This is a genomic window from Chromobacterium sp. LK11 (assembly GCF_001043705.1).
GTDB classification, from domain to species: Bacteria; Pseudomonadota; Gammaproteobacteria; order Burkholderiales; family Chromobacteriaceae; genus Chromobacterium; species Chromobacterium alkanivorans.
In genome coordinates, this window is sequence record NZ_LDUR01000051.1 from 1 (window position 1) to 25,326 (window position 25,326).

Consider the following 25,326-nt stretch of genomic DNA (forward strand, 5'->3'; position numbering starts at 1 on the left):
GGAGCCGCAGGCGATACCCACCAGCACCCGCGGTTGAGGATCACGCCAACCAAGGCGAAACAAGGCCTTGCTCGCGACGCGCAACGGATCGTGAACGGTTCTACGACGTAACGGCCTCCAGCCTTTCCATCGCCCTCTGCAAACGCTGCTGCAAAGGCTCCAGCAAGGCCCACAAGGCCTTGCCGCGCACTTGCGCGTTCTCAGTGTGACGCAGCATCAACAGCACCGCGCCCAAGGCTTCATTGCATTGACGCAGCTCTTCGGCGATATCGTCGTAATGCTCGCAACAGCGGGCTAAATGGATCAACGCCGGATCAATGGCGGAAAGCGCGGCATTTTCCGAACGAAGACCTTGCAGATATTTGACGGTCTTGATTAGACGGCTAGCCGCCGGGGGAACGGAGGGAGATTGAACGGCCTCCTTGGGCGGAGGCGGTTTTGAAAGCAGGGACAGCACTGACAATATCGGCATGACGGGCTCCTACTGAACAGAGAGCCTGCCACCCCGCTTCCAATCAAGATGGGCAGGCATATGGCAGGGTTGGAAGACAGGCGAGTAGGAGCCAGCAGGCCAAAGGCCTCCCTGCCATAACCTGCCCTGATGGGCGCAGCTATAGCGTGGCGAGGGATGATAAATCCCTCCTACTCAATTCAGGCTTCCATTCCTGATGCCGCGCTGTATGAAACGGCATGCGGCCCATGTTGCCCACCCCGCCTGGCCTGGTCAAGCGCGGCGCGTCCGGGGACGTATTCGAAATACCGTCCCATCCCGGTGACGGCGAACACGCCAGGACATTTGGATAGCGCTTGCCAGCATCCTTGCGCCATGTTCTGCTGTGAAGCCGCCGCCCCGCCGCAACCCTGATGCCGCGGCGCAGTCAAAACAGGCCATAAAAGGGCTCAACGCATGCAAACCTTCCACCTGAACGCCGACGACGGGGAAACCCTGCACGCCGCCTGCTGGCTGCCGGACGGCGCCCCGCGCGCCGTGGTGCTGATCTCCCACGGCATGAGCGAATACGCGGTGCGCTACCACCGCTTCGCCCAGACCCTGAGCGCCGCCGGCTACGCGGTCTACGCCCACGACCACCGCGGCCACGGCGCCGCGCCGCGGCTGCGCGGCCATTTCGCCGCCGACGGCGGCTGGGACAAGGTGGTGGCCGACGTGGAGACTTTGCGCCGCCATGCCGCCGAGCAACACCCCGGCCTGCCGGTGGTATTGTTCGGCCACAGCATGGGCTCCTTCATCGCCCGCGCTTATTTCCTGCGCCACGGCGCGGCGCTGTCCGGCCTGGTGCTGTCCGCCACCGGCTACCGCCAGCGGCCGCTGGCCTGGCTGCTGCGCGGCCTGGCCCGGCTGGTGGCCCGCTGCGGCAGCCCGGAACGGCCCAGCCGGCTGCTGGCGCGGCTGGTTTTCGGCAGCTTCAACCTGGGCTTTCTGCCCGCCCGCACCAGCATGGATTGGCTGAGCCGCGACCCGGCGGAAGTGGACAAATACCTGGCGGACCCGCTGTGCGGCTTCGACCCCTGCCCCGGACTGTGGATAGATTTGTTCGGCGGCATCATCGCCATGGAGCGCGGCGAGGCGCAGGGCGACGAGCTGCCGCGCCGCTGTCCGGTCTGGCTGCTGGCCGGCAGCCGCGACCCGGTCAGCCTGGGCAAGCTGGGCCTGGGCCAGCTGGAAATCCGCTACCGCGAGGCCGGCCTGCTGGACGTGCAAACCACGGTCTACCCCGGCGGCCGCCACGAAATGCTGAACGAAACCAACCGAGTGGAAGTGGAGCAGGACATGCTACGCTGGCTGGAGCGGATAAGCGCGCAACCCGCCGGCGCGGGCTGATCCCGAGCGCGCCGGCGCGAATTGGACTAAAATCCGGCGATTCGTTTTTCGCAGGAGGCCGCCATGAGCCTGATTCCCGAGATCAAACCGCAGCAATCGCTGGAACTGCTCAAAGAGCTGCACATCCTGACCCGCGACGGCAAGATCAACCAGGACACCCGCCGCAAGCTGAAACAGGTTTACCACCTGTACCAGTTCATCGAACCGCTGATGGCCGACGTGCTGGCGGAAAAAGGCGAGATGAGCCTGGCCGACCACGGCGCCGGCAAATCCTACCTGGGCTTCATCCTTTACGACCTGTTCCTGAAGGACAAGGCCGCCGGCAGCGTCTACGGCATCGAGACCCGGCCGGAACTGGTCAGCCGCTCGCAGGAGCTGGCCGCCCGCCTCGGCTTTGAACGCATGGGCTTCTTGAACCTGAGCGTGGAACAGTCGATCACCTCGGACCAACTGCCGCAGCAGGTGGACATCATCACCGCGCTGCACGCCTGCAATACCGCCACCGACGACGCCATCCGCTTCGCGCTGGCCAAGAACGCGCGCTACATCGTGCTGGTGCCTTGCTGCCAGGCAGAAGTGGCCGGCGTGCTGCGCCAGAAGAAAAATCAGAGCTTCGGCCTGACCCCGCTGTCCGAAATGTGGCGCCACCCCATCCACACCCGCGAGTTCGGCAGCCATCTGACCAATGTGCTGCGCTGCCTGCAGCTGGAAGCCCGCGGCTATCAGCTCACCGTCACCGAGCTGGTGGGCTGGGAGCACTCGATGAAGAACGAGCTGATCATCGCCAAGTACACCGGCCAGCGCAAAAACAGCGCGCGCGAACGCCAGGAAGCGATTCTGAAAGAGCTGAACCTGGAAGATCTGCGCGAGCGCTTTGTGTACTAAACACCGGCTCAAAGCCTGACACGCCGCGAAACCCTGTACGCAAGGGGTTTCCGCGCGGGTATCGCTGCGCTCCACCCCCCCTACCGATGACAAGCCGCCGCGCGTAGGGTGGCTGAAGCCGCAGGCGATACCACCGCCCGCCGCAGTCCGCACCGGCAGGTTTTAGCTCCGGTCCGCTTCATACCGAGAAGACTCCCGCGCGGGTATCGCTGCGCTCCTCCCACCCTACCGATGACAAGCCGCCGCGCGTAGGGTGGCTGAAGCCGCAGGCGATACCGCCGCCCGCCGCAGTCCGCACCGGCAGGTTTTAGCTCCGGTCCGCTTCATACCGAGAAGACTCCCGCGCGGGTATCGCTGCGCTCCACCCACCCTACCGATGACAAGCCGCCGCGCGTAGGGTGGGTGGAGCCGCAGGCGATACCCACCGCCCAGCACTGACGCCCGTCGCCTCGGCCCGCCTCCGGGCCCTGAGCATAATGGGGACGACGCACCCGGACCGCCCCGCGCGGCCGGTCCCGCCCCCGCCCGCCTCTCCTCCCGCCTCAGTTTCTTTCGAGCGTCTCTCCGCGTCCGCCGGGGGCCCTTCCCAGGAGCCCGACATGAATATCAGCGCCAACGGCGTCAAATTGATCCAGCAATTCGAAGGCCTGCGTCTCAAGGCCTACCAGGACGCGGTGGGCGTCTGGACCATAGGCTACGGCCACACCGGTCCGGACGTGACGCCGGGCCTGGTCATCACCCAGGCCCAGGCCGACGCGCTGCTGGCGCGCGACCTGAGCCGCTTCGAAGCCGGCGTCACCCGGCTGGTCCAGGTGCCGCTGAACCAGAACCAGTTCGACGCGCTGGTCAGCTTCAGCTACAACCTGGGCCTGGGCTCGCTGCAAAACTCCACGCTGCTGCGCCTGCTGAATCAGCGCGACTACGCCGGCGCCACCGCTCAGTTCCCGCGCTGGAACAAGGCAGGCGGCAAGGTCCTGCCCGGCCTCACCCGCCGCCGCGCGGCGGAGCAGGCGCTGTTTCTGAAGCCGGCCTGAACACGCGGTCTGAGCCATGAAAAAAGCCCAAGCGGATGCTTGGGCTTTTTCTTGCGGAGCGCGGCTTACTCAGCCGCGCCAGCACCATTGCTTATTGCGGCGACTGCACCAGCTGGGACTCTTTCACCCCTTTTTGACCTTCCGCCTCGTCAACGCTCTGCAGCTTGTTGCGAGCGTACAGCACGCCCATCTTCACTTCCTGCCAAACGTAGTAAATCTTGCCCGCCATCAGGTCCAGAGTCAGGCTGGAGTCGTTCTCGGCCTTGCCCACCAGGGTATGGGAGCCCGGCTCCAGGTCCGCCATGATGTAGGTTTTGGCCACGGTGTCGCCCAGGGCCTTGTTGTCGGCCAGCACGTTCATTTTCACGGCGGCGCCCATCGCCTCGTTGCGATAGATGTAGACGCGGGCCTTGGCCGGCTGGGAGTTGAACTGCTTGGCTTGGGCGTCCGCCTCGGGCGTGGCCAGCGTGGTGGAGGCGCAACCGGACAACAGCGCGAGCAGGGAAGCCGCGGCAAATAGTTTTTTCACGGAAAGTTCTTTCTTATATTTGAATGGTATGGCGGCGGGGATTCTACATGCAAATATTCCGCCTCGCATCCATCCATTTTCACTTTTCGTGAAGCAGAGCCGGGCTCATCGCCCCCACTCAATCCTCGTCCGCCAACACCGTCTCCCCATCGCGCTGCGCCAGCGTGAAACGGCGCAGCGGCCGGTGTCGCGCAATCAGCTCCGCCAGCCGCGGCGAATGGCTGGTCACCCACAGCTGGCTGTGGCGGCCGGCTTCGGCGATCAGCCGCGCCAGCGCCGGCAGCAAGTCCGGGTGCAGGCTGTTTTCCGGTTCGTTCAAGGCCATGAAGGCCGGCGGGCGCGGGCTGAGCAAGGCCACCGCCAGGCACAGGAAGCGCAGGGTGCCGTCGGACAACTCGGCCGCCTCCAGCGGCCGCAGGATGCCGTTGCGCTGCATCAGCATCTGAAAACGACCGTGCAACGCCTCCACCTGGAAGCTGCTGTCCGGAAACGCGTCGGCCAGCACGCTGCGCAGCAGTTCGACGTCGCCGATCTCCACAATGGTCTGGAAGGCCGCCGCCAGGTTGCCGCCGTCGTGCGCCAGCACCGGCGAGCGGATGCCCACCTGCGGCGCGCGCGGCGGCGAGCCGGGCCACACCGCGAACTCATGGTAGAAGCGCCAGCGCCGCAGCGTCTCGCGCACTTGCGACACCTCGGGATAAAGATGCGGCTCAGCCAATTGGCCGAACACCGATTCCTCGGCTTGCAGGCCCAATGGATAGGTAGTCCTGACCCCGTCCACGCTGGTGAGAAAGGCGCTCTGATTGCGCCGTTCCAACACCTGGGCCGAGGGGCGGCGGCCCTGTCCGGCCAACCACAGCGTTTCCTCCTTCACCAGCGGGTCCAGCGAAAACAGGCTGCGGCTGGGTTCGGGGTAGCCCAGCTGCAATTCGTAGTCGTAGTCGGCCAACCGCGCCGCCAACGTCATGCGCTTGGGCTCGCCCTTGCGGTCGCCGCGGCGCAGGCCGCCGGCCCACATCGCCTTCTGGATGCCGCCCTCTTCCGCCAAGGCAGCGGACAGGCGGCCGCAAGCGGCCTCGTGCAGCAGGCGCACCGCCTTGTAGAGATTGGATTTTCCGCAGCCGTTGGGCCCGACGACGACGTTGAGCGGCTCCAGCTCCAGCCGCAGTTGGCGGATGGAACGGAAGCCCTTGAGGCTGAGCTCGTGAATGGACATGGCGGCTCCGGTGACGACGGAGCCGCCATTCTAGCGCGGACGCGCCGGTTTACTGCAGCGCCTGGTTGATCACCATGGCGATGCGCGCGCCGGCCTTGACCAGCTGCTGTTTGACCAGCTGAGCGCCGGCGGTCTGGTAGGTGCGGTCCAGGTAGGCCACGTCGCTGGGCGCGCTGCCGCAGCTGAAGTTGGACAGCGGGCCGTAGACCTCGCTGCGCGCGTACTGATTGGATTCCTTGATCCAGTCATTGACCTGCCCGCTCTGCCAGCCGGCGATGTTGCGCGCGTAGTACTTGAGGTTCTGCGCCGCCCAGCTCTGCTCGTTGGCGCCGCTCAAGGCCTGCTGCACCAGGGCGGTGTCCCACACCGAGTGCAGATTGCCGGTCTTGTTGCTGCCGGCCAGCCGCGTCTTGACGTCGTTGCCGCCGCGGTCGTGGTTGTCGGCCGCGTGCAGCGGCTGGTGGATGTCGCCGATCATGTGCAGCAGGAAGGTCAGCGCCTGGGCGCGGGCGGACTTGCTGGCGCTCTTGTCGGCCAGCACCTTGCTGTAACGCGTGATCTGATTGGACGCGCAGTTGCCGCTGGGGCAATCGTCCTCTTCCACGCCGTCGCACACCGGTTCGTCGTTGTAATGCCATTGATCCGAGCCCGGCAGCTGCTGCTTCAATTCCTGCTTGTGCTGGTCCATGTACAGGGCCAGCTGGGCGAAGTCCGCGTTGGGGATCAGCTGATTGACCGCGGCCTTAGCCTGAGGGCTCAACAGTTGCTGGGCGACGTAGCCGGTGACGCGGTGGCCTTCCTGACCCCAGGCCAGCGCCTGGGCGCTGGGCAGCGCGAAGGCGGCGGACAACAGCAGGGCGAGCGTAAATTTCTTCATGACGGTTTCTCTTGTGATTGTGATTGGCCAAGGCGGGCGCTCCGCCCGCCGCTTTTATGGCGGACGGATATTACCCGAAAATCGTTAAATTTAAATGCCATTATCATTTCACATGGAGATATGTCGCAGCTCGATGCCCGTAAAAAAACCCGGCAATGCCGGGCTCGGTGTTCTCGATAACTTGCGGATTCAGTCGGTGCCGTATCTAGGAGAGTACGGACCGTACAACAGACCGCCGTTGCGACCGGCGCTGAACAGACGCTGGCTGGTGACGCCGGCCATATCGTGGCTGGCGTCGGTGGCGCTGTTGATGATTTGCTTCAACGCCGCGGTCACCAACAGACCCACGAGGCCGCCGCCGGAGTTGTTGTTGCCCTCGTTGTTGGAGGCTGTGGCGAAGCCGCTCCACAGCACCGCGCCGGTCTTCAGATCCACCATCTTGGCGCTGGCGGACACCACGGTGTCGCTGCTGATCACGCTGTAGCGAGTGCCGTACTTGCTCACGGTCACGTACAGCGCGGCATCCGCGCCGAAGATTTCCTTCAGCTTGGCCGGAGCCACGCCGTGGATGTCCGAGGCCGTGCTCATGCCGTTCTGCTTGAAGGTTTCGTCCACCAGCGTCACCGGCAATACGTAGTAGCCGGCTTCGGCCAGCGGCATGGTGACTTGCGACAACATGCCGTAGCTGGCGGCCACTTCCGGCGATTCGTTCAACGGCGGCAGCACCAGCAGGGAACGCGGCCGGCTCTGCTTGTAAGCGGTGTAGTCATAGGGCTTGTGGCTGGCGCAGCCGGTGGCCAGCGCCGCGATGGCCAGGAAGGCCAGCCATTGGGCAATGCGTTTGATCATGGTGCGGGCTTTCACTTCTTGGCTTTCTTCAGCAGGAAATCCATATAGGCGGCGGACTCCGGAAACAGCTGCTTCTCGGTCTGAAATTCCTGAGCCATCTGATCCCCCTTGCCCAGACTGGCGTACAACATGCCCAGGTGGGCGTGATAGCCCGGCGGCGGGGTCTTGCCGTTTGCGCGGATCTTCTGCAGATCGCGCTCTAGCGCGGTGACCTGCTCTTCCGCCGCCGCGCCCTTGAAGTGCTGATAGACCTGGGGCTGGTAGCTTTCCCACTGGTACAACGAGTGTTGGCTGGCGCAGCCGGTCAACAATGCGCCGCCCAGCAGGGCCAGCGCCAATAGCGGCGTTTTCGCCATCTTGTGTTTCATGATGTTCATCTTGCAAAAGGTAAGGCGGACGGGCTGCCGGCCCGCCCTGTAATCATCCGAGGCTTGCTTAACGCTTAGAAGCGCAACGCAGGATCAGCCGGTCTTATTTGGCAGGCTGCCAGGCGCCGGAATCTATGGCCGCGGTCAGCTTGTTCACCGCCTCGCGCATCGCCAGGTCCAGCACCTTGCCGTTCAGCGTAGAGTCATAGCTGGCGGTGCCGCCGAAGCCGATGATTTCGCGGTTGGACAGGCTGTATTCGCCGGCGCCCTGAGTGGAGTACACCACTTCCGAGGTGGCCACCTTGACGATGTTGAGGTTGACCTTGGCGTAAGCGATCTGCTGCTTGCCGCGGCCGAGGATGCCGAACAGCTGGTGGTCGCCCACTTCCTTGCGGCCGAACTCGGTCACGTCGCCGGTCACCACATAGGTAGCGCCCTTGACCGCCTGCGCTTGCTTGCTGAACGCGGCCTCCTGCTTCATTTCTTCCAGGTTGTCGCGGTCCAGCACATTGAAGCGGTTGGTCTGCTGCAGGTGAGTGATCAGGATGGTCTTGGCCTGGCCGCCCAGACGGTCCACGCCGTCGGAAAAAATGCCGCGCATATAGCTGGAGCGATTGTCGAACTTGCCCACCGCGATAGGGGAACGCGGGCCGGCGTAAGGTTTGCCGGCGGTTTCCACCTGGGCAACCGTCAGCGCGCGCGAGCTTTCCGTCGCGCAGCCGCTCAACCCCGCCGCCGCGACCATGGCGAATACGACGCATTTGTTTGCGATCTTCATTTTTTATTCTCTCTAAACATCCAACTCGGACAGTCGAACATCATACTGCCGCGCCGATAGGCCGGTCGACGCTATTTATGCCAAAACAGACTTATCAAATATAGGTTCCAAACCCTTTTCCAGCGCTGGATAGCCAACATTAAATCCCTCAGCTCTCCGGCAATTTAAGACCATTGGAATTGAAAAGCCCGGCATAGCCGGGCTTGTTACTTTCCTCCCGCTCCGCTCAACGCGGCCGGTCGCCCAGGATGGTGGCGCGGTGCATCACCCGGCGCTGCGGCAGGTAATCCGCCACCGCGTAATGCTGGGTGACGCGGTTGTCCCAGAACGCCAGATCGTTTTCCTTCCAGCGCCAGCGCACGGTGAATTCCGGCCGCGCGGCATGGGCGAACAGCAAGGCCAGCAGGGCCTCGCTCTCGCGCGGCGCCAGCTCCAGGATGCGGGTGGTGAAGCCCTCGTTGACGAACAGGCCCTTGCGGCCGGTGACCGGGTGGGTGCGCACCACCGGGTGCACCACCGGCGGATGGTCGCGGCTGGCCTGTTGCCAGCGCGCGTATTGCGGCGTGTCCTTGAAGCGGCTTTCCGGGAAGGAATGAATAAAGCTGTGCTCGGCGCTGAGGCCGTCAAGCAACGCGCGCAAGGCCGGCGACAGCGCTTCGTAAGCGGCGCTGTTGCTGCTCCACAGCGTGTCGCCGCCCACGTCCGGCAACTGCCGCGCCGACAACACCGCGCCCAGCGGCGGGGTGGCGATGAAGGTGACGTCGGTGTGCCAGTTGTCGTTGTCCGGCAGATTGTCGACATGGGTGTCCAGCACGATGATTTCCGGCTGCTCCGCCACCGTCGGGTAGACCGGGTGCAGGTGCAGATCGCCGAAGCGGGCGGCGAAATCGCGCTGCTGGCGCGGCGTCAGCGGCTGGTTCTCGAAGAACAGCACCTGGTGGCGCAGCAGCGCCGCCTCAATCGCGTCGCGCTCGGCGCCGGACAGCGGCGCGCTCAAGTCGACGCCGGAAACGATGGCCCCCAGGGCCGGGCTGAGGGCTTGCAGTTGCAGGCTCATGAATGTGCTCCTTATCCGCTCAGCGGATTCAAATCCAAGAAATCGAAAACTCGCTCAAAACCGCTCCGGCGCGGCCCAGCCGGCGAAGCGCCGCTCCGCCCAACGCAGCCCCAACTCCAAGGCCAGCGCGATCCAGGCGATGATCAGGATGCCGGCGATCACCGCGTCGGTGACCAGGAACTGGGCGGCGGACTGCACCATGAAGCCCAGCCCGCGGGTGGCGGCCACCAACTCCGCCGCCACCAGCGTGGACCAGCCGACGCCCAGGCCGATGCGCAGCCCGGTCAGGATCTCCGGCAGCGCGCTGGGCAGCACCACCAGCCGCAGCAGCTGGCCGCGGCTGGCGCCTAGCGAGCGCGCCGCCTGCAGCCGCGCCGGGTCCGCGCGGCGCACGCCGGCGGCGGTGGCGATGGCCAGCGGCGCGAAGATGGCGAGATAGATCAGCAACACCTTGCTAGCCTCGCCGATGCCGAACCAGATCACGATCAGGGGCAGATAGGCCAGGGGCGGCACCGGTCGGTAGAACTCGATCAACGGGTCCAGCGCCGCATGCGCGCGCCGGCTCAGGCCCATCAGCATGCCCAGCGGCACCGCGGTGGCCGCGGCCAGCAGCAGCGCCAGGCCCACCCGGCCCAGGCTGGCGGCGGCGTGACGCCACAGGCTGGCGTCCATGAAGCCGTTGACCGCCAGGTCCGCCAGCCGCGCCGCCACCTGGGCCGGGCCGGGCAGAAACAGCGGCGACACCAGGCCGCCGGCGCTGGCCGCCCACCACAGCAGCAGCAGGCCGCCCACGGACAGCGCGCTGGGCCAGCGCCGACGCCAAACAGCGCGGCCAGGACTAGGGGTGGGGGGATGGGCCGGCGGCGGCGCACTCAGCTCGGCCTGCGCGGCCGGGCCCAGTTCAGTCAGCTCAGTCAGTTCAAGCGGCGGCATGGTCGGCCTCCTCGGCGCGTAAAATCCAATCCAGCAAGTGCTCGCGCATGGCGATGAAGGCGGGATCGGCCTTGATCGAACGCGCCGATTCGCCGGCGGCGTAGCGCTGGGCGAAGCCCAGCTTCTGCCGCAGCGCGATGCGGCCGGGACGCGGCGTCAGCACCAAGAGCTCGGTGCCGAGAAACAGCGCTTCCTCGATGCTGTGGGTGATCAGGAAGATGCCCTTGCCGCTGCGCTGCCACAGGCTGAGGATTAGCGACTGCATCTTTTCCCGGGTCAGCGCGTCCAGCGCGCCCAGGGGCTCGTCCAGCAGCAGGAAGTCGGGATCGGCCGCCAGCGCGCGCGCCAGGCCCAGGCGCTGGCGCATGCCGCCGGACATCTGGCTGAGCGCGTGGCCGGCGAAGGCCTCCAGCCCCACCCAGCCCAGCATGCGGCGCGCCTCGCGCCGCCGCTGCTCGCGCGGCACCCCGCGCAGGCGCAGGCCGAAGGCCACATTGTCCTCGGCGTTGAGCCAGGGCATCAGCGCGTCGTCCTGGAACACCACGCCGCGATCCGCGCCCGGCCCGCGCACCGGCCGGCCGTTGGCCAATACCCGGCCCTGGCTGGGCGTCTGAAAACCGGCCATCAGCCCCAGCAAGGTGGATTTGCCGCAGCCGGACGGCCCCAGCGCCACCACGATTTCGCCGGAACGCAGCTCCAGCGACACCCGGTCCAGCGCCTGCACCGGGCCGGACGGGCCGGCGTAGCTGACGCCGGCGTTTTCCACGATCAAGCTCGCCATCGCGGCCTCCTGGCGCTCAGCGCGGCTGCGCCAGCCGCACGAAGCGCGGCTCGACATAGGCTTGATAATCCGGCAGCACCGCTTCCACCTTCTTCTGCTCCTTCAGGAACAGCGCGGTGTCGCGCAAGGCCTTGGCGGTGCCGCCGCCCAACAAGCGCGGCGACAGCTGCTCCTGCGCCAGCGGGAAGCGGCTGCCGGCCAGCAGGCCGGGAATCTGCGCCGGATCGGCCCCGGTCAGCCGCGCGATCTTGGCCACCTGCGGCGAGCCGGCGCTCCAGGCCGCCGGCTTGGCGCGGTAATCGGCGAAGGCCTGCAAGGTCACCTTGGCGAAGGCGGCCAGCGCCTGCGGCTGGGCGGCGGCGAAATCCTTGCGCGCCACCCAGGCTTCGAAGGTGGGCGCACCCCATTGCCCCACTTGTTCGGAGTTGACCAGCACCGAGCCGGTTTTCAACGCCTGGCTCAGCGCCGGATCCCAGACATAGGCGGCGTCGATGTCGCCGCGCTGCCAGGCGGCGCTGATCTCGGATGGGCGCAGATTGACGATGGACAGCTTGGCCGGGTCCAGCTTCCAGTGTTTGAGCGCCGCCAGCAGGCTGTAATGGGTGGTGGAGACATAGGGCACCGCCACCTTTTTGCCGATCAGGTCCCGCGGGCTCTTGATGCCGCTGCCCTTGCGCGCCACCAGCGCTTCGGAGTTGCCGATCTCGGCGACGATCAGAAAGGTCTGGATCGGCAACTGGCGGGTGGCGGCGGCGCTGAGCGGGCTGGAGCCGAGGTCCGCGATGTGCACGTCGCCGGAGGCCAGCGCGGCGAGCACTTCCGCGCCGCTCTCGAACTTGCGCCACTGCAGCGGCCGGCCGATGGCTTTTTCGTACAGGCCATCGGCCTGGGCCACCTTGGAAGGATCGACCCCGGTCTGGTAGCCGATGACGATGGGGGCCTCGGCGGCGTGTGCCGCCAAGGCAACAAGAGAGAGGCTGGCGAGGCTGAGCGCCAGCAGGGAACGGCGGGAGATGAACATGGACATGGCGAGTTCCTGAACAAGGGGGACTCAGCACACTATAAAAGCCATGTTTAATATCAAAAAGTAATTAAATTTGCTTTCAATATTCCAAATAAATCAATAGCGTATTGGAGCCTGTTCAAAGTCTCGCGAGCAAGAGCGAGACAAGGCGAAAACGAGCGAAAAAGCGGAATGTACGAGTGGTACATGAGCATTTTGAGCTTGCTTTCAACGCCGTATCGCCGAAGCGCAGCAGACTTTGAACCGGTTCTTAGAGCCCGGCCCGCCTCACCAAGCCACCTGATCATTCAACGTCAGCCCGCCGGCCGGCGCCTGCAACACGCGGTTGCCGGCGCGCTGCTCCCAGCTCACGCTGCCGTCGGCGTTCTTGCGGTAGTACTTGTACTCGATGCGCTGGCCGGCTGGCAGATTGACCCGGGTCTTCCACAGCGGATAAGCCGCCGCGTCGGCCGGCAGGCCCAGGTCGGTGTTCCAGTTGCCCAGAGCGCGCGCCGCGCCGGTCACGTACAACTGCTGTCCCCAGCTGGTCTCGGCGGCGGCCTGGATCTCCACTGTCGCCTCGCCGGCCTTGGGCGGCACCCGGCAGGCGTAATAACGCGCGCAGGCGGCTTCCGGCAGATCGACGACGCGGCCGGCGCGGATGGAGGCCAGCAGGCTGATGTATTCGCCCATCGCCCAGCTCAGCGGCGCGATCGAACCGGTGGGCGTGCCGGCCCGCTTGCCGGCCGGCGTCTCCACCGCCCAGCCGTCCGGCAGCACCGCGCTGTGCGGCCACACCTGCTCCGGCAACATGCCCTCCGGCGTGGCCAGCTGCTTCAGCGCGGCAAGATAGGGCTGGCCGGCCGCGCCGCCGCCCTGGCGCGCAATCTCGTAGATGCCGCGCTCGGCGGTGAAGATGGGCCACAGCCGACCCACGCCGCTGCCGGCGAAATCGCCGCCGTCGTTGCGCTCGCCGTAGCCGTCGAAGTTGTAGCGGAACCAGGCGTTCACCGGCAACGCCGGCGCGCCGGACAGTTCCAGCCGCTGGCCCAGCACCGCGTCGTAAATGCCCAGCGTGGCGGCGATGGCCGGATCGTCGGCGCGCTTCACTCCCATGCGCACCAGCTCCAGGAAACCGCCGTCTACCACCCGGCGCGCGTCGCGGCTGCCGCCGCCGTTCTTCACCTCCAGCGTCTGCGGCGTGTCCGGGCCCAGCGCCGGCGCCTGGCCGGCGCGGCTGGCTCCGCCGGCGCGCGCCGACGGGTTGAGGCGCAGATAATAACGGCCGTCGCCAAAGCCGCCGCTGCGGGTGAAGGTCCAGGCGTCCACGTTCTGCTGCCAGTAATCGGCGGCGGACAGATAGCGCGCCGCGCTGGCGTCGTCGCCGTTGGCGCGGGCGATGTCGGCGGCGGCGGCCAGGCCGGCGATCTGCGCCGCCAGCGTGGACGGCGAATAGCCGCTGTTCTCCTCCCAACGCTCCTGATAGGTCCACGGCCCGGCGCTCAGAATGTAATCGGCGGCCAGCTTGATGTGCGGCCACAGCGGCGAATACACCGCCGGCCCCTGCCGCCAGGCCAGCAGGATGGGCATGGCCTGCTCGTCCATCTGGGTGCCCTGCCAGTACTGCGTACCGCCGACCCAGGCGTTTTGCGGAAAGCGGCCGTTGCGGCTGAAGCCGTCCGGGCAGCCGGCGGCGTCGTATTCGGCCGTGCCGCAGTCGCGCCGCTGCTGCAAGGTGTTGAACAGATAATCCGTCACCCGCGCGGCGGTGGCGCGGTCGCCGGCGGTGAGCAGGGCGTTGGCGAACTTGAACAGGTCGCGCGGCCACACCAGGTGGTAGCCGCCGGCGTTGGCGTCGCCCTGGCTGGCGCCCCACGGCGTGCCCAACCCTGCCACCATCGCGCCGCTGTCCTTGTCCTGCATGGTTTTCAGCGTCATCGCGGCCAGGTAATAGCCGTCGTCGGCGCTGCCGCCCTGATCGGACAGGCCGGCGGCGTAAGCCTGCCAGCCGGCGTCGTAGCGCCGCTGCGCCGCGTCCAGATCGCCGCCCAGCGCGGCGGCGGCCACGTCCAGCGCCTGCCCCTGGCTTACGCCGAAGCCCAGCACCACATCGAAGGACACGCTGGCCGCGCGCGGGTCGCCCAGTTCCAGCCAGCCCATCTGCGCCACATTGCCGTTGCCGGCGGAATCGAAGGTCCAGTCCATGCGCTTGTCCGCCGCGCCGCCCAGCAGATCGGTCCAGCCGTCGCTGAGGCCGACGAAGCCGTTGGACAGCATGCGGCGGCCGTTCTGCGTCTTCCACGGCAAGCTGCTCAGCAGCGCCGAGGCGCGTTGATTGCGGCTGGCCGCCAAGGCCGCGCCGCCGCCGGCGCGCGCCAGGGTGGCGGCGCTGTTGCCGGCGCCGGCGTTGTCCAGATAGGGTTTGAACAGCAGATAGAGCCGGAAATCGCCGACGCGGCGGCCGTCCAGCGCGCTGAAGGTGACGCGCTGGATCAGCGCGTCGCGCGCCGGGTCAGTGAAGATGCGCTTGCTGATGCGCCAGTGATGGGCCGGGTTGCCGGTCTGCGCCTGCCAGCTCATGCTGCGCGGATGCAGCCGCTGCACGCGGTAGTCCTGCCGCTTTTCCTCGTCGACGAAGCCGCCGCCGGCGTCGCCCACCAGGAATTGCAGATCCACCGCCGCCTGGGTGTCCACCGCCGGGTAGAACACCTCGGACACCACGCCGCGATAGCCGGTGAAATACACTCGCGACGGCCCCTCCGCCGCCACGCCGACGAAAGACTTGGCAGCCGGGCCGCGCACCGCCGTCAGCCCCGGCGCGCCAAACGCTTCCCCGGCCTGCGCCGCGCCGCCCAGCCCGCCCAGCAGCAGGGCCAGGCCCATCCATTGCTTGATCATGTCCGCTCGCTCCTGATTTTGGCTGGGAGCGTAGCAAAACAAAATCCAAATGTCATTCCAAAAACAGAGGATTTCCAGCCTGGTCAGGCCTTAGGGTCAGGCGCTGAAATTTTACTACCCGTTGTTTAGCCGCTGTTCACAATCACGCAAGCTAAAAAGAAAGCTGAGTGACCTAAGGTGGGTGAGCATTTAGAAGGTGCGCCCACCGTGTTACGCCTCACAACGCAAGACTTGGGTGCGCAGCCACCAGAAGCAAACTCGAGCGGCATTTTGCCGCAGTCTCAAGCAGACAGAGATCACCCAGGATGATGGCGACCCCAACGATGGAGTTGGTCGGCATGCCGGAACGCACCGCCACGACACCTACGCATGCGGCAAGGCGGTGGCGGCGTGCAGGATGGTTATTGAGCAGAGTAAGTTCTATTGCATGCGTCGCCGGGTAACTCAGGATGCGTTGCACACCTCATCGCCATGCCATTATTTATGGCAAATTGGTTAGGGTAAAATGCTCCGCCAATGCTGTATAACGCGGGGGGTCTCCAGCATTGGCTCTATGCGCGCAAAATAAGGCGCATAGTAAGGCCGCTTGAGTTGCTGCTGCTCTAGGTAGGCCCGACTGCTCCAAACTTCATGCAGCAGTAATTGACAGGGCTGGTCAGCATTCTGCAACACATCAAAACGCAGACAATCCGGTTCTCGCCTAATGTGAGCCAGCAAGCCGGACAACTCCTGCAAATAGTCCGCCAGATACTCCGCTTTTATCGTTAGCGGAACAGTGATGATATGCATGTTATCCCCCTGTCACCACCCATGTACCAAGCCGCCATCAGTGAGCAAAGTCCGACCGGTGATCCAGCCCGCATCCTCTGAAGCTAAGAACTCCACCACCTTGGCAATGTCCTCTGGCACCCCGATTCGTCCCAGCGGCGTAGCATCTATCACTTGCTGGCGGCTGGCCGCCGGCATGGCCGCAGTCATATCGGTCTGGGTCATTGATGGCGCCACCGCATTAACAGTAATGCCGCGCGGCCCCAGCTCCCCAGCAAAAACACGGGTTAGCGCCGACACCGCAGCTTTGCTAGCCGAATAAATCGCACTGTCTGGTTTTGATTGGTAAACAAGATTACTTGATATATTAATAATACGCCCGTTGTTGAGTGGAAAATACGGCAATGCTTGCTGGGTCAGATAAACCACGCTATTGACATTGACATTGAACTGCCGCGCGATGTGCTCAGCATCAATCTCCGCCAAACTGCGCATTTCCAACATGCCGGCGTTATTGACCAGAATATCGATCTGGCCAAACTGGGCAATGATTTGCCCAATGGCCTGCTGTACTGCAGTTTCATCACTGACATCGGCGGCGAAAGCGGCTGCGTGACCACCAGCGTCTTGGATCGCGGCCACCACTTGCTGCGCCTGCTCTTGCTGTCTGTGGTAGATAATGGCAACGCTGGCGCCCGCTTGCGCCAACTGACGGGCAATGGCAGCGCCGATGCCACGCGAACCACCCGTAATTACAGCCACTTTCTGTTTAAGTTTCATTTGCATGCTTCCTGATAGTGATAGGTCGTTAAATTGTGCTTTTCGCGCTTGTGAGCCGCCTTTATGATGCAGATGAAACGACAATAGAAAAATAGCCAAATAAACAACTTATCGTTCCACCAGTGGAACGACAAGAACGAGACTCTCATGGTTAAGCCGCTAGCGATGGATTTGAACGACCTTTATTTGTTTGCGCAAGTAGTGCAACAACAGGGCTTTACCGCCGCTGCCGAATTGCTGGGCATACCGAAATCACGCGTGTCGCGCCGTGTTGCCAAGCTGGAAGCCAGCCTGGGGGTTCGGCTATTACAGCGCAGCTCCCGCCGTTTAAGCCTGACCGACGCAGGGCAGGCGCTATATCAACATTGTGTCGCGATGATCGCCGAGGCACAGGCGGGCAGTGAGGCCGTGCGTACCCGCCTCTTGGAGCCCAGCGGCACCGTGCGGCTGAGTTTGCCGGTGATGATCGCAGAACAGGCATTGGCGCAGTTATTGCCGCGCTTTATGTTGCGCTACCCCAAAATACGCTTGGTAGTGCAAGCGACTAACCGACGGATTGACCTGCTATCAGAACAGTTTGATGTGGCGGTCCGCAGCGTGGACATGGGGCTTGATTCCTCTAGTTTGGTACAGGCCAGACTATGTACTGTGCCTTGGTGTTTACAAGCTAGTCCGGCTTATCTGGCGCAAACCGGCCCGATTGAAACGCTAGCGGCTTTAGCTGCCGCCGATGCACTGTTTTATGCCCCGGCCAGTGAGCAAGAACAGTTGTGGCGTTTGATCGGGCCGGCGGGACAGCAAGCTAAAGTACCGCTGCGAGTTAGGCTACAAAGCGACAGCCTACCGCTACTTAAGCAAATAGGCCTGGCCGGTCAGGGTGTTTTAGCACTACCGCTACATGCCTGCGCGGCGGAGCTGAAAGCGGGTAGCCTGCAAATGGTCTTGCCAGACTGGCGCTTGGAGCGAGGGCCGTTGGTGGTTTTATTTCCAAGCAGGCGGGGCTTGGCACCAGCGGTACGCGCCGTGGTGAGTTTTTTACAAACCGAGCTGCCTCACTGTTTGGCTGCGCCTGAGCTGCCCGGCAATGCTTTACCAGCAACGGCATTATGGCCAGAACAAGATGTTGATGCGGGTGTCGACATCGGGCTTCAGTAACCCGGCCATAGCCTGATCGTACCAAGCACAATTAATGTGTAACTCCTTATTCCCCAAGCCTTCCATGGTAAAACCCAGCCGCTTCTGGAACGAAGCGCGACGCTGACTGTGCAACTGAAGCATTGACTTGAATACGGTGCAACTTCAGCGTCTTGCTTAAGCATCATCCCGTACTCTGCAACAAACTGATGCTGCACACCGCACCCGCTCTGAACATCCACGTACCGCGGCGGTTTAGCAGAAAATGACCGATCCCGGCTGTACCGCTTTTTGAAACGGCGCCCAGCCTGCCGGTGGAAACTCATCCCGGACCGGCGACCGGATGGTCGGCCGCCGATATCGTCATCACCACGAGCCCGCCCTGGCCACCCCACTTTCACACCGTGCCCTTTGTCTGAGCCTCTCGCCGCGACAGTCCAAGCAGCCGGCGGCGCGGGCCGTGCGCGATTGGTTGTTCGAGGAGGCCGCCGAAACCACGCCCGCGCGTCAAGCCGACCACCGCTAGCGCCGTCCCAGCCCCTCCGCCGCAACGCCAGCCCTTATCAGGCAGGCCGCCTTCCCCTTGCCCAAACGCCCTGCTCAGCATTTGCCAGCGTTCTCCCCGTCCGGCTCGTCTATAAAACAATGTCATGCAAAACGCATGGGCACCGCCCTTGCGGCCGACTCAAAGGAGAACTAGACATGGGCTTGAACGCCATCACCCCGGACGACCGCCGTTACGAAACGCTGAAAAAAGGCTTCAATCTACGCTGGCCGGAAGCCGGCCAGGCGGCCGGCGGCATCGTCGTCTGCAGCGACGAGGCCGAAGCCATCGCCGCCTTGCAATACGCGCTGGACCACCGGCTCAATCCCACCATCCGCAGCGGCGGCCATTGCTACGAGGGCTTCGTCAGCAACAATCCCGGCGGCCTGATCATAGACATCGGCCAACTCTCCGGCCTGCGCCGGGATGTGACGACGGACGGCCGCCGCTACGGCTTCCAGCTCCTGGCCGGCAATCAGAACTGGGATGGTTACGTCGGCCTGTACAAGCTCACCGGCAAGACCGTGCCCGGCGGCTCCTGCTATTCCGTGGGCGCCGGCGGCCATATCAGCGGCGGCGGCTACGGCCTGCTGTCGCGGCTGCAGGGCCTGACCGTGGACTGGCTGAGCGCGGTGGACATCCTGCTGGCGGACGGCGGCAAGGTGCGCAAGGTGCACGCCCGCGCCGACAATGAATTCGCCGGCCTGCTCAAGCTGTGCAAGGGCGCCGGCGGCGGCAACGTCGGCCTGATCACCAGCTATTACTTCGACGATTTGCCGCCGGCGCCGCAACAGGTGGGCATCCAGCTATTGCAATTCAGCTGGGACGATTTCAAGGACCTGGGCCGCTTTACCGCCTTGCTGCAAACCTATGGCCAATATTGGCAGGAGGCGGACAGCGAGCCCGACGGCTACGGCCTGTTCAGCCTGCTCAAGCTCACCCATATCAGCGCCAAAAACCTGGGGCTGGTGGTGCAATACACCGACCGGGACGGCAAGCTGAACCACACCGCGCCGTTCAACGATTTCTACCGGCGCATCGAGCAAGTGGCCCAGCCGCAGCTGCTCAACACCTACCTGCCCGGCGGCGGCCACCTGCCCCACATCCCGCACCGCTCGCAGCCGAGAAACAGCGCGCCGCTGCCGGAACACGCTCAGGCGATGGACTGGCTATACGCCACCCAGACGCTGAACGGCTCCGGCAACAACCAGCGCGGCAAGTACAAATCCGCCTATATGAAGCGGAACTTCAGCCCGGCGGAGTGCAAGGCCATCCACCAGCACCTGACCGCCGACCCCGACAACAAAGACCTGGCCCAATCGCTGCTGCAAGTGGACTCCTACGGCGGCGCGATCAACCACCGCAGCGCCGGCAACAACGGCTTCGATCCGGCCGACAACCAGACCGCGGTGCCGCAGCGCGCCTCGGTGATGAAGCTGCAATACCAAAGCTACTGGACCGACCCGGCCAACGACGCTCAGCACCTGCGCTGGATGCGCGACTTCTTCGACGCCGTCTACGCCGCCGACGGCTTCAACGGCACGCCCTACCCGGCCTCGGCGGCCTTGCCGGACTCGCCCTACGAGGGCTGCTACATCAACTATCCGGACGTGGACATGCTGAGCGGAGCTCAGCCGGGCACGCCCGGCTATAGCTGGGGCGAGCTGTATTACGGCGCGCTGTATCCGGAGCTGGTGGCGATCAAACGCCAGTACGACCCGGGCAATGTGTTCAAGCACGCGATGTCGCTGGGCGCGGAGTAAGCGCCAGTCCCGGCCGACGCGTGTCCGTACAGCGTCGGCCAATCCCTTTCCGGGCCGCGCCGCGGCCCGCCCATCCACCTGTCCTAAAGAACATTGCCCTTACGGCCAGCGCCGCCTATACCCGCGCTATGCCCATGGAATTAAATCGCCTACAAAAACCGTCAGCGCATTTTCCTGCCGGCAAGGAGCCAATATGAGCTATCTGCAGTTCCCCCGCCTGGCCTTTGCCGGCCAGTTCCAATCCGACGTCTCCACTGTCAACAACGATCCGCGCCATTACGACAACGCCACCTTCGAACCACACTTCCAGGAATATCAGCAAGCGGGGGAAAACGGGCGCACCAAAACCTTCAACGGCTGGTGGCACCCCACCGGCACCGCCATCATGCGCTTCGCCAACTGTCAGGTGAGCAGCTTGCGCGGCCCCAGCGGCATTCTGATCACCGATCCGGCGCAAGACCCGCTGCTGTCCTGCAGCGTGGGCAACGCCATCGGCAAACCGTCCGGCAAGATGGTGGACCTGGACCCGGACTGGCAGCTGGCCTCCAGCATCTACGGCCTGGCGGTGTCCCTGCTCAAGCCGGACGGCACGCCGCTGATGACCGCCGACTACCAGAGCAACCCCTTCCGCGATCTGTGGTTCTCCCGCGCCGCCAGCCAGGGCGACAGCGGCGCCTCCGCCGTCTTTCAGTCCGTGCTCACCAATATCCAGTGGCATCTGGACGGCTTCGACAGCCCGCTGCTGACGCGCCTGATCGAGTTGAGCGAGCAGAACCGGCTATCCATTCGCCTGTCCACCTACGGCTACAGCACCACCTATAGCGACCCCGGCTTCGGCTACGGCACCGTGCTCGGCGCCATCGGCCCGGCCTATCTCGGCCAGCCGCGCTCCTTCATCCTGGGCCGCCGCTTCATGCCCACCACGCAACAGGGCAGCGATCTTGCCAGCCAGAACGGCATCGGCTGTTTCTCCTCCTGGCTGGATCAGGATACCGCCAGCCTGCAAGTGGACCTCAGCAACGCGCTGCCGCTGGACAGCCACTACCAAGTGGCGGCGCTGCCGCCGCTGCAATACGCGATCCTGCACAATGAATGGACCGCGCAGGACGCGGAGATAGGCCCGGACGACTACACCGCCATCGCCGGCGTGGACACCTCGCAGACGCTGCAAGACCAGCAGGCCGGCATCCAGTCCGTGCCGCTGAACGAGGCGCAGCTGCGGCTGGCCAATCAGCCCTTGCCGCTGGCCATCGTCCAGCCGGTGGGCGCGGAGGGACGCGCCGTGGTCTGCGTGCGCGAGGCGCTGCTGGGCAACGAGGTGCGCGCCGAGGACTTCGCCATCCGCCTGGACCCCAACCACCCGGACAAGAACCACCTGCACACTCATCTCTACGCGGCGCGCTACGGCCAGCCGCTGGCCGGCGCGGCGCTGGCTTTCTGGGCCGGCGCGCCGATGCTGGATTACAGCGACACCCCCACCGACAAGACCCAGGGCACCACTCCGCGCGCGCTGCTGCCGGTCAACAACGTGCCCAACGCCGCCATCCGCATCAGCCCGGCGGACCCGATCACCGACCAGGCCGGCCGGGCCGCCGTCACCCTGCACGGGCCGGAAAGCTTCGGCACCCCGCGCGAATACATGGACGGCCAGCTGTTCACCATCTCCTACAATCTGGCCGGCTCCGATCCGGCGCTGCAACAGCCCTTCGACAACTTCGCGGTGGTGGTTTTCAGCAGCTTCCCGCAACCGGGCCAGGACATCGACCTGGACAACCCGCGCTGGGAGGACGTGCAGCCCATCCTGCAGCAATACGCCAACCTCTACCCGGTGATGAGCCAGGGCCTGTTCGACTTTTCCAAACAAGCGGTGGCCGACGCCAGCGCCTTCATCATGCGCTTCGTCTTCGACAAGCCCATCGAAGACCCGGACCAGATGCCGGTGACGCGCGATCTGTCCGCCAGCAAGCGGCGCATGCTGATCAACTACTTTCAGAACGTGATTGACCGCACCGGCAAAACCTTCGACCGCCAGTTGATGTACGGCAAGCGCTGCCCGCTGCGCCAGAGCGCGCCGCCCAGCGAGGCCGACATCGCCGCCACCCGCGGCTCTCTCAGCACGAGCAAGAGCCGCAAGGGCAACGACTCCTGAGCGCCCAAACGGCCCCCCTTTCAAGGAAACCAAGCAAGGAAACCAAGCCATGCTGAAGATACGTCAAGAACTGATGGCCGAACTGCTTCAAGCCGAGCACATCAATGATGTGCGGACCATGCTGGCCGGCGCGGTGCGGCTGGAGCTGTCCACCATTCCCACTTATCTGACCGCGCTGTTCTCCATCAAGCCCGGCCAGAACCAGGAGGCGCGCGCGCTGGTGCAGTCGGTGGTGGTGGAGGAAATGCTGCACATGACGCTGGCCGCCAACACCCTGATCGCCATCGGAGGCAATCCGCGCGTCATCGAAGACGGCCGGGCGCTCAATTACCCCGGCCCGCTGCCGATGTGCGTGGACACCGGCCTGATCGTCACCCTCAAGGCCTTGAGCCGGCAGCAGGCGCAGGAAGTGTTCATGGAGATAGAACGGCCGGACACCCAGGCCATCCTGCCCGGCGAAACCCAAGCCTCTGTCGACAACCAGCCCGGCTTCGACTCCATCGGCCGCTTTTACCAGGCCATCCTGGAGCGGCTGCAATACTTGGAAAACCACGGCCACGACTGCTTCGCCCAGCCGCGGCTGGACGAGCAGGTGGACGTCAGCCAGTGGTTCCCGCACGAGGTGCCGGGCTGTCCAGACGGCAAGGTCTACGACATGGCCAGCGCCCGCGCGGTGATAGACACCATCGTGCGCCAGGGCGAGGGCGTGCAGGTGGAGGACGACTGGATCAATCCCAAGGAAGACGCCGGCGGCGGCTACGCCCATTATTTCAAGTTTGGCGAGATCTACTACGGCAAGCGGCTGGTGCGCGACGACTCCAGCCCCTCAGGCTGGTCCTACACCGGCGAGCCGGTGCCGCTGGACGAAACCGGGGTGTTCAACCTGCTGCCCAACGCCGCGCTCTCGGACTATCCGGCCGGCAGCGGCGCGGCCGTCAGCGGCGCCCAGTTCTATCAGGCCTACCAGAACCTGCTGGCCGCGCTGGACCGCACCTTCAACGGCCAGCCGCGGGAATTGGACGCCGCCATCGGCATCATGTACGAGCTGAAGCTGGTGGCGCAGAAGGTGATGCAGCACCCGGTCAACAGCAGCGTGCCGGACGTGGTGGCCGCGCCGCCTTTCATGCGCATTCATCAGTCGAGCTGAGCACCGGCAGCGTCAGGGCGGCGCATAGCCCGCCCTCCTCGCCGGCCAGCAGTTCCAGGCGGCCGCCGAAGCGCCCGGCGACCGCGGCCGCGATGGACAGGCCGAGACCGCTGCCGGCGCCGGCATGCCGCCCGCGCCAAAAGCGCTGCGCGGCCTGCTCGCGCTGGGCGGCCGTCAGCCCCGGCCCCTGATCGCGAACCTCGAAGCGCAAGCCCCCCTCGCACAGCGTGGCCTGCAGACGCACCGGCGCGTCCGGCGGCGAATAGCGCAAGGCGTTGTCCAGCAGATTGCGCAGCGCGGTGGCCGCCAGCGCCTGAGGCAAGGCCAGCGCGGCCTCCGGCAGCGGCGCGCAGACAATGCGCCGCGGCGGCGCCGGCTCCGCGTCGCGCATCGCCAGCCTCGCCACCTCGTCGGCGCAGGCCGGCGGGCCTTCCTCCCAATCGAAAGCCCCTTCCAGCCGCGCCAGCATCAGCAGCTGCCCCAAGGTGTTCTGCAAACGTTCCGCTCCTTCGGCGGCGTGGGCCAAAGCCTGCGCCGCGTCCGGCCCCAGGGTGATGCGCGCCACCTGCAGGTGGGTCTTGATCGCCGTCAGCGGGGTGCGCAGCTCATGGGCGGCGTCGCTGGTCAAACGCCGCTCGCGTTGCAGCGCCTCGCCGATGCGACGCAGCAATTGATTCAGGCTGTCCGCCAGCGGCAGCACATCCCGCGGCAAGCCCCGCGTGGACACCGGCTCCAGGGCGTCCGGCGCTCGGCGCGCCAGGGCGCGGCGCAGCCGCTCCAGCGGCCGCAGCCCCCGGTTCACGCCCAGCCACAAGACCACCAGGCTGCCGGCCAGGGCCGCGATGAAGGGCACGGCGGCGGCCCAGCGGATATCCGCCAACATCGCGTCGCGCTCGGTCAGCCGGTCCGCCGTGGTCACCCTCAGGCCGTTGGCCACCACCGTATAGCTGCGCCAGCGCTCGCCGCGCAAGCTTTGCTCGGCATAGCCCGGCGCCGGCGCGGCGCGGGTATCCGGCGCGCCCGGCGTGCGCGCCAGCACTTCGCCGCGCACGGAAACGATCTGACACGCGATGCCGGCGCCTATGCCGTCGAAACGCGGCAAGGCGCGCGGCGGCGGCGCCGGCAGCTGTTCCATCAGGCCGGCCACCATCTGCGCCGACATCGCCAGCCGCCGGTCCAGCGTCAAGCGCATCTGCCGCTCCAGATCATGCAGCGTCCAGGCCGCCACGCCGCCCCACAGCAGACACAGCGACACCCCTATCCACAACAGCAAGCGCAGGCGCAAGCTCATGCGCCGGCCCTGCCGTAGCGATAGCCCAGGCCGCGCACCGTCTCCACGATCGCCGGACCCAGCTTGCGCCGCAAATGATGGATGTGCACGTTCAGGGCGTTGCTTTCGATTTCCTCACTGTAATCGTAGAGCCGGTCCTTCAGTTGCTCGGCGCTGAGAATCCGCTCCCGCGCCTGCATCAGAGCCGCCAGCAGCGCCAGTTCTCGGCGCGCCAGCGCCACCGGCCGGCCGTGCAGCCAGACTTCGCCGCGCACCGGGTCCAGCCGCAGCGGGCCGTCCTCGATCGCATCCACGCAGCGCCCGGCGGCGCGGCGGCGCAAGGCGTGCAGCCTGGCCACCAGCTCGTCCAGATCAAAGGGCTTGAGCAGATAATCGTCCGCGCCGGCGCGCAGGCCGGCCACCCTGTCCTCCACCGCGTCGCGCGCGGTCAACACCAGCACCGGCAGCGCCGCGCCGCGCGCGCGCAAGCGCGCCAGCAAGCGCATGCCGTCCTCGTCCGGCAACCCCAGGTCCAGAATCATCACATCGGCGTCCAGCGTCGCCAGCGCCGCCTCGGCCTGGGCCGCGCTGCCCACCACGTCCACCGTCAGGCCGTGGGCGCGCAGCCCGGCGACGATGCCCAGCGCGATCAACTCGTTGTCTTCCACCAATAACACCCGCATTCCCGCCTCCTTGTCGTCCCCAGCTTGCCGGCAACGGATT

General features: G+C 65.4%; 23 protein-coding genes. 7 read left to right on the plus strand and 16 right to left on the minus strand.

The features are described from left to right. Positions 1-100: 100 nt before the first annotated feature. Complete coding sequence (locus tag VK98_RS23945; RefSeq protein WP_156188019.1) at positions 101-472, minus strand: hypothetical protein; 372 nt, start codon at positions 470-472, stop codon at positions 101-103. Between the two features lie 435 nt (positions 473-907). On the opposite strand from VK98_RS23945, the gene VK98_RS22030 reads away from it, so the two are divergent. From VK98_RS22030 to VK98_RS22040, 3 genes are all read left to right on the plus strand, one after another. Beyond that, the gene (locus VK98_RS22030; RefSeq protein WP_048416073.1) at positions 908-1,840 is read left to right on the plus strand and encodes an alpha/beta hydrolase; all 933 of its coding nucleotides are present in this window, start codon (positions 908-910) and stop codon (positions 1,838-1,840) included. A gap of 63 nt (positions 1,841-1,903) precedes the next feature. Further along, entirely contained in the window at positions 1,904-2,725 is an 822-nt protein-coding gene (locus VK98_RS22035; RefSeq protein WP_048416074.1) for an SAM-dependent methyltransferase, read from the plus strand. A 599-nt stretch (positions 2,726-3,324) separates the two neighbouring features. After that, on the plus strand, positions 3,325-3,759 hold the full coding sequence (locus VK98_RS22040) for a lysozyme (protein ID WP_048416075.1): 435 nt from the start codon (positions 3,325-3,327) through the stop codon (positions 3,757-3,759). A 91-nt stretch (positions 3,760-3,850) separates the two neighbouring features. Here VK98_RS22040 and VK98_RS22045 read toward each other — a convergent pair whose 3' ends face one another. The 13 genes from VK98_RS22045 to VK98_RS22105 all read right to left on the minus strand — a co-directional run bounded on the left by VK98_RS22045 (position 3,851) and on the right by VK98_RS22105 (position 16,596). Further along, positions 3,851-4,288, minus strand: a complete 438-nt coding sequence (locus tag VK98_RS22045) for a DUF2846 domain-containing protein (RefSeq protein ID WP_048416076.1) — start codon at positions 4,286-4,288, stop codon at positions 3,851-3,853. A 118-nt stretch (positions 4,289-4,406) separates the two neighbouring features. After that, positions 4,407-5,504, minus strand: a complete 1,098-nt coding sequence (locus VK98_RS22050; RefSeq protein WP_048416077.1) for an AAA family ATPase — start codon at positions 5,502-5,504, stop codon at positions 4,407-4,409. Positions 5,505-5,553: 49 nt separating this feature from the next. Further along, complete coding sequence (locus VK98_RS22055) at positions 5,554-6,381, minus strand: S1/P1 nuclease (protein ID WP_053077546.1); 828 nt, start codon at positions 6,379-6,381, stop codon at positions 5,554-5,556. 189 nt (positions 6,382-6,570) lie between these two features. Further along, positions 6,571-7,230 (minus strand): DUF799 domain-containing protein, encoded by a 660-nt coding sequence (locus VK98_RS22060; RefSeq protein ID WP_048416104.1) that lies wholly within the window; start codon positions 7,228-7,230, stop codon positions 6,571-6,573. Between the two features lie 11 nt (positions 7,231-7,241). Continuing rightward, positions 7,242-7,598, minus strand: a complete 357-nt coding sequence (locus VK98_RS22065) for a DUF4810 domain-containing protein (protein WP_231589351.1) — start codon at positions 7,596-7,598, stop codon at positions 7,242-7,244. Between the two features lie 103 nt (positions 7,599-7,701). Then, positions 7,702-8,376: a CsgG/HfaB family protein gene (locus VK98_RS22070; protein WP_048416078.1), complete on the minus strand. Its 675-nt coding sequence runs from the start codon at positions 8,374-8,376 to the stop codon at positions 7,702-7,704. A gap of 226 nt (positions 8,377-8,602) precedes the next feature. Then, positions 8,603-9,433 (minus strand): taurine dioxygenase, encoded by an 831-nt coding sequence (gene tauD / locus VK98_RS22075; protein WP_048416079.1) that lies wholly within the window; start codon positions 9,431-9,433, stop codon positions 8,603-8,605. Between the two features lie 54 nt (positions 9,434-9,487). Beyond that, positions 9,488-10,366 (minus strand): taurine ABC transporter permease TauC, encoded by an 879-nt coding sequence (gene tauC, locus VK98_RS22080; RefSeq protein WP_082159190.1) that lies wholly within the window; start codon positions 10,364-10,366, stop codon positions 9,488-9,490. Continuing rightward, a complete protein-coding gene (locus VK98_RS22085; RefSeq protein ID WP_048416107.1) occupies positions 10,353-11,147 on the minus strand; it encodes a taurine ABC transporter ATP-binding protein in 795 nt (264 codons plus the stop codon). Before VK98_RS22085 ends, tauC begins: the two co-directional genes overlap by 14 nt. A 16-nt stretch (positions 11,148-11,163) precedes the next feature. Further along, complete coding sequence (tauA, locus tag VK98_RS22090; RefSeq protein WP_231589352.1) at positions 11,164-12,174, minus strand: taurine ABC transporter substrate-binding protein; 1,011 nt, start codon at positions 12,172-12,174, stop codon at positions 11,164-11,166. Positions 12,175-12,438: 264 nt separating this feature from the next. Beyond that, the gene (locus VK98_RS22095; RefSeq protein WP_048416109.1) at positions 12,439-15,048 is read right to left on the minus strand and encodes a glycoside hydrolase family 15 protein; all 2,610 of its coding nucleotides are present in this window, start codon (positions 15,046-15,048) and stop codon (positions 12,439-12,441) included. A 495-nt stretch (positions 15,049-15,543) separates the two neighbouring features. Then, complete coding sequence (locus tag VK98_RS22100; RefSeq protein ID WP_048416080.1) at positions 15,544-15,837, minus strand: putative quinol monooxygenase; 294 nt, start codon at positions 15,835-15,837, stop codon at positions 15,544-15,546. Between the two features lie 12 nt (positions 15,838-15,849). Then, a complete protein-coding gene (locus VK98_RS22105) occupies positions 15,850-16,596 on the minus strand; it encodes an SDR family NAD(P)-dependent oxidoreductase (RefSeq protein WP_048416081.1) in 747 nt (248 codons plus the stop codon). 147 nt (positions 16,597-16,743) lie between these two features. Between VK98_RS22105 and VK98_RS23530 the strand changes: the two genes are divergently transcribed. The 4 genes from VK98_RS23530 (at position 16,744) to VK98_RS22120 (ending at position 23,333) form a co-directional block, all read left to right on the plus strand. After that, positions 16,744-17,751 carry a LysR substrate-binding domain-containing protein gene (locus VK98_RS23530; RefSeq protein WP_082159191.1) on the plus strand — a complete coding sequence of 336 codons (1,008 nt, stop codon included), beginning with the start codon at positions 16,744-16,746 and terminating at the stop codon, positions 17,749-17,751. A gap of 681 nt (positions 17,752-18,432) precedes the next feature. Then, entirely contained in the window at positions 18,433-20,037 is a 1,605-nt protein-coding gene (locus VK98_RS22110) for an FAD-binding oxidoreductase (RefSeq protein WP_048416082.1), read from the plus strand. Positions 20,038-20,230: 193 nt separating this feature from the next. Beyond that, complete coding sequence (locus VK98_RS22115) at positions 20,231-22,186, plus strand: hypothetical protein (protein WP_048416083.1); 1,956 nt, start codon at positions 20,231-20,233, stop codon at positions 22,184-22,186. Between the two features lie 49 nt (positions 22,187-22,235). Further along, positions 22,236-23,333, plus strand: coding sequence for a ferritin-like protein (locus VK98_RS22120; RefSeq protein WP_053077547.1), 1,098 nt, complete (start codon positions 22,236-22,238; stop codon positions 23,331-23,333). Here the strand turns inward: VK98_RS22120 and VK98_RS22125 are convergent. Both VK98_RS22125 and VK98_RS22130 read right to left on the minus strand, forming a co-directional pair. Beyond that, on the minus strand, positions 23,308-24,624 hold the full coding sequence (locus tag VK98_RS22125; protein ID WP_048416084.1) for an ATP-binding protein: 1,317 nt from the start codon (positions 24,622-24,624) through the stop codon (positions 23,308-23,310). The two genes, VK98_RS22120 and VK98_RS22125, sit on opposite strands and share 26 nt — an antisense overlap. Then, the gene (locus tag VK98_RS22130; protein ID WP_048416085.1) at positions 24,621-25,286 is read right to left on the minus strand and encodes a response regulator; all 666 of its coding nucleotides are present in this window, start codon (positions 25,284-25,286) and stop codon (positions 24,621-24,623) included. Before VK98_RS22130 ends, VK98_RS22125 begins: the two co-directional genes overlap by 4 nt. Between the last annotated feature and the right edge of the window lie 40 nt (positions 25,287-25,326).

Coding starts and splice junctions, on each gene's coding strand:
- VK98_RS23945 (WP_156188019.1), bottom strand. CDS start 472: ATGCCGATATTGTCAGTGCTGTCCCTGCTTTCAAAACCGCCTCCGCCC.
- VK98_RS22030 (WP_048416073.1), top strand. CDS start 908: ATGCAAACCTTCCACCTGAACGCCGACGACGGGGAAACCCTGCACGCC.
- VK98_RS22035 (WP_048416074.1), top strand. CDS start 1,904: ATGAGCCTGATTCCCGAGATCAAACCGCAGCAATCGCTGGAACTGCTC.
- VK98_RS22040 (WP_048416075.1), top strand. CDS start 3,325: ATGAATATCAGCGCCAACGGCGTCAAATTGATCCAGCAATTCGAAGGC.
- VK98_RS22050 (WP_048416077.1), bottom strand. CDS start 5,504: ATGTCCATTCACGAGCTCAGCCTCAAGGGCTTCCGTTCCATCCGCCAA.
- VK98_RS22055 (WP_053077546.1), bottom strand. CDS start 6,381: ATGAAGAAATTTACGCTCGCCCTGCTGTTGTCCGCCGCCTTCGCGCTG.
- VK98_RS22060 (WP_048416104.1), bottom strand. CDS start 7,230: ATGATCAAACGCATTGCCCAATGGCTGGCCTTCCTGGCCATCGCGGCG.
- VK98_RS22065 (WP_231589351.1), bottom strand. CDS start 7,598: ATGAAACACAAGATGGCGAAAACGCCGCTATTGGCGCTGGCCCTGCTG.
- VK98_RS22070 (WP_048416078.1), bottom strand. CDS start 8,376: ATGAAGATCGCAAACAAATGCGTCGTATTCGCCATGGTCGCGGCGGCG.
- tauD (WP_048416079.1), bottom strand. CDS start 9,433: ATGAGCCTGCAACTGCAAGCCCTCAGCCCGGCCCTGGGGGCCATCGTT.
- tauC (WP_082159190.1), bottom strand. CDS start 10,366: ATGCCGCCGCTTGAACTGACTGAGCTGACTGAACTGGGCCCGGCCGCG.
- VK98_RS22085 (WP_048416107.1), bottom strand. CDS start 11,147: ATGGCGAGCTTGATCGTGGAAAACGCCGGCGTCAGCTACGCCGGCCCG.
- tauA (WP_231589352.1), bottom strand. CDS start 12,174: ATGTCCATGTTCATCTCCCGCCGTTCCCTGCTGGCGCTCAGCCTCGCC.
- VK98_RS22095 (WP_048416109.1), bottom strand. CDS start 15,048: ATGATCAAGCAATGGATGGGCCTGGCCCTGCTGCTGGGCGGGCTGGGC.
- VK98_RS22100 (WP_048416080.1), bottom strand. CDS start 15,837: ATGCATATCATCACTGTTCCGCTAACGATAAAAGCGGAGTATCTGGCG.
- VK98_RS22105 (WP_048416081.1), bottom strand. CDS start 16,596: ATGAAACTTAAACAGAAAGTGGCTGTAATTACGGGTGGTTCGCGTGGC.
- VK98_RS23530 (WP_082159191.1), top strand. CDS start 16,744: ATGGTTAAGCCGCTAGCGATGGATTTGAACGACCTTTATTTGTTTGCG.
- VK98_RS22110 (WP_048416082.1), top strand. CDS start 18,433: ATGGGCTTGAACGCCATCACCCCGGACGACCGCCGTTACGAAACGCTG.
- VK98_RS22115 (WP_048416083.1), top strand. CDS start 20,231: ATGAGCTATCTGCAGTTCCCCCGCCTGGCCTTTGCCGGCCAGTTCCAA.
- VK98_RS22120 (WP_053077547.1), top strand. CDS start 22,236: ATGCTGAAGATACGTCAAGAACTGATGGCCGAACTGCTTCAAGCCGAG.
- VK98_RS22125 (WP_048416084.1), bottom strand. CDS start 24,624: ATGAGCTTGCGCCTGCGCTTGCTGTTGTGGATAGGGGTGTCGCTGTGT.
- VK98_RS22130 (WP_048416085.1), bottom strand. CDS start 25,286: ATGCGGGTGTTATTGGTGGAAGACAACGAGTTGATCGCGCTGGGCATC.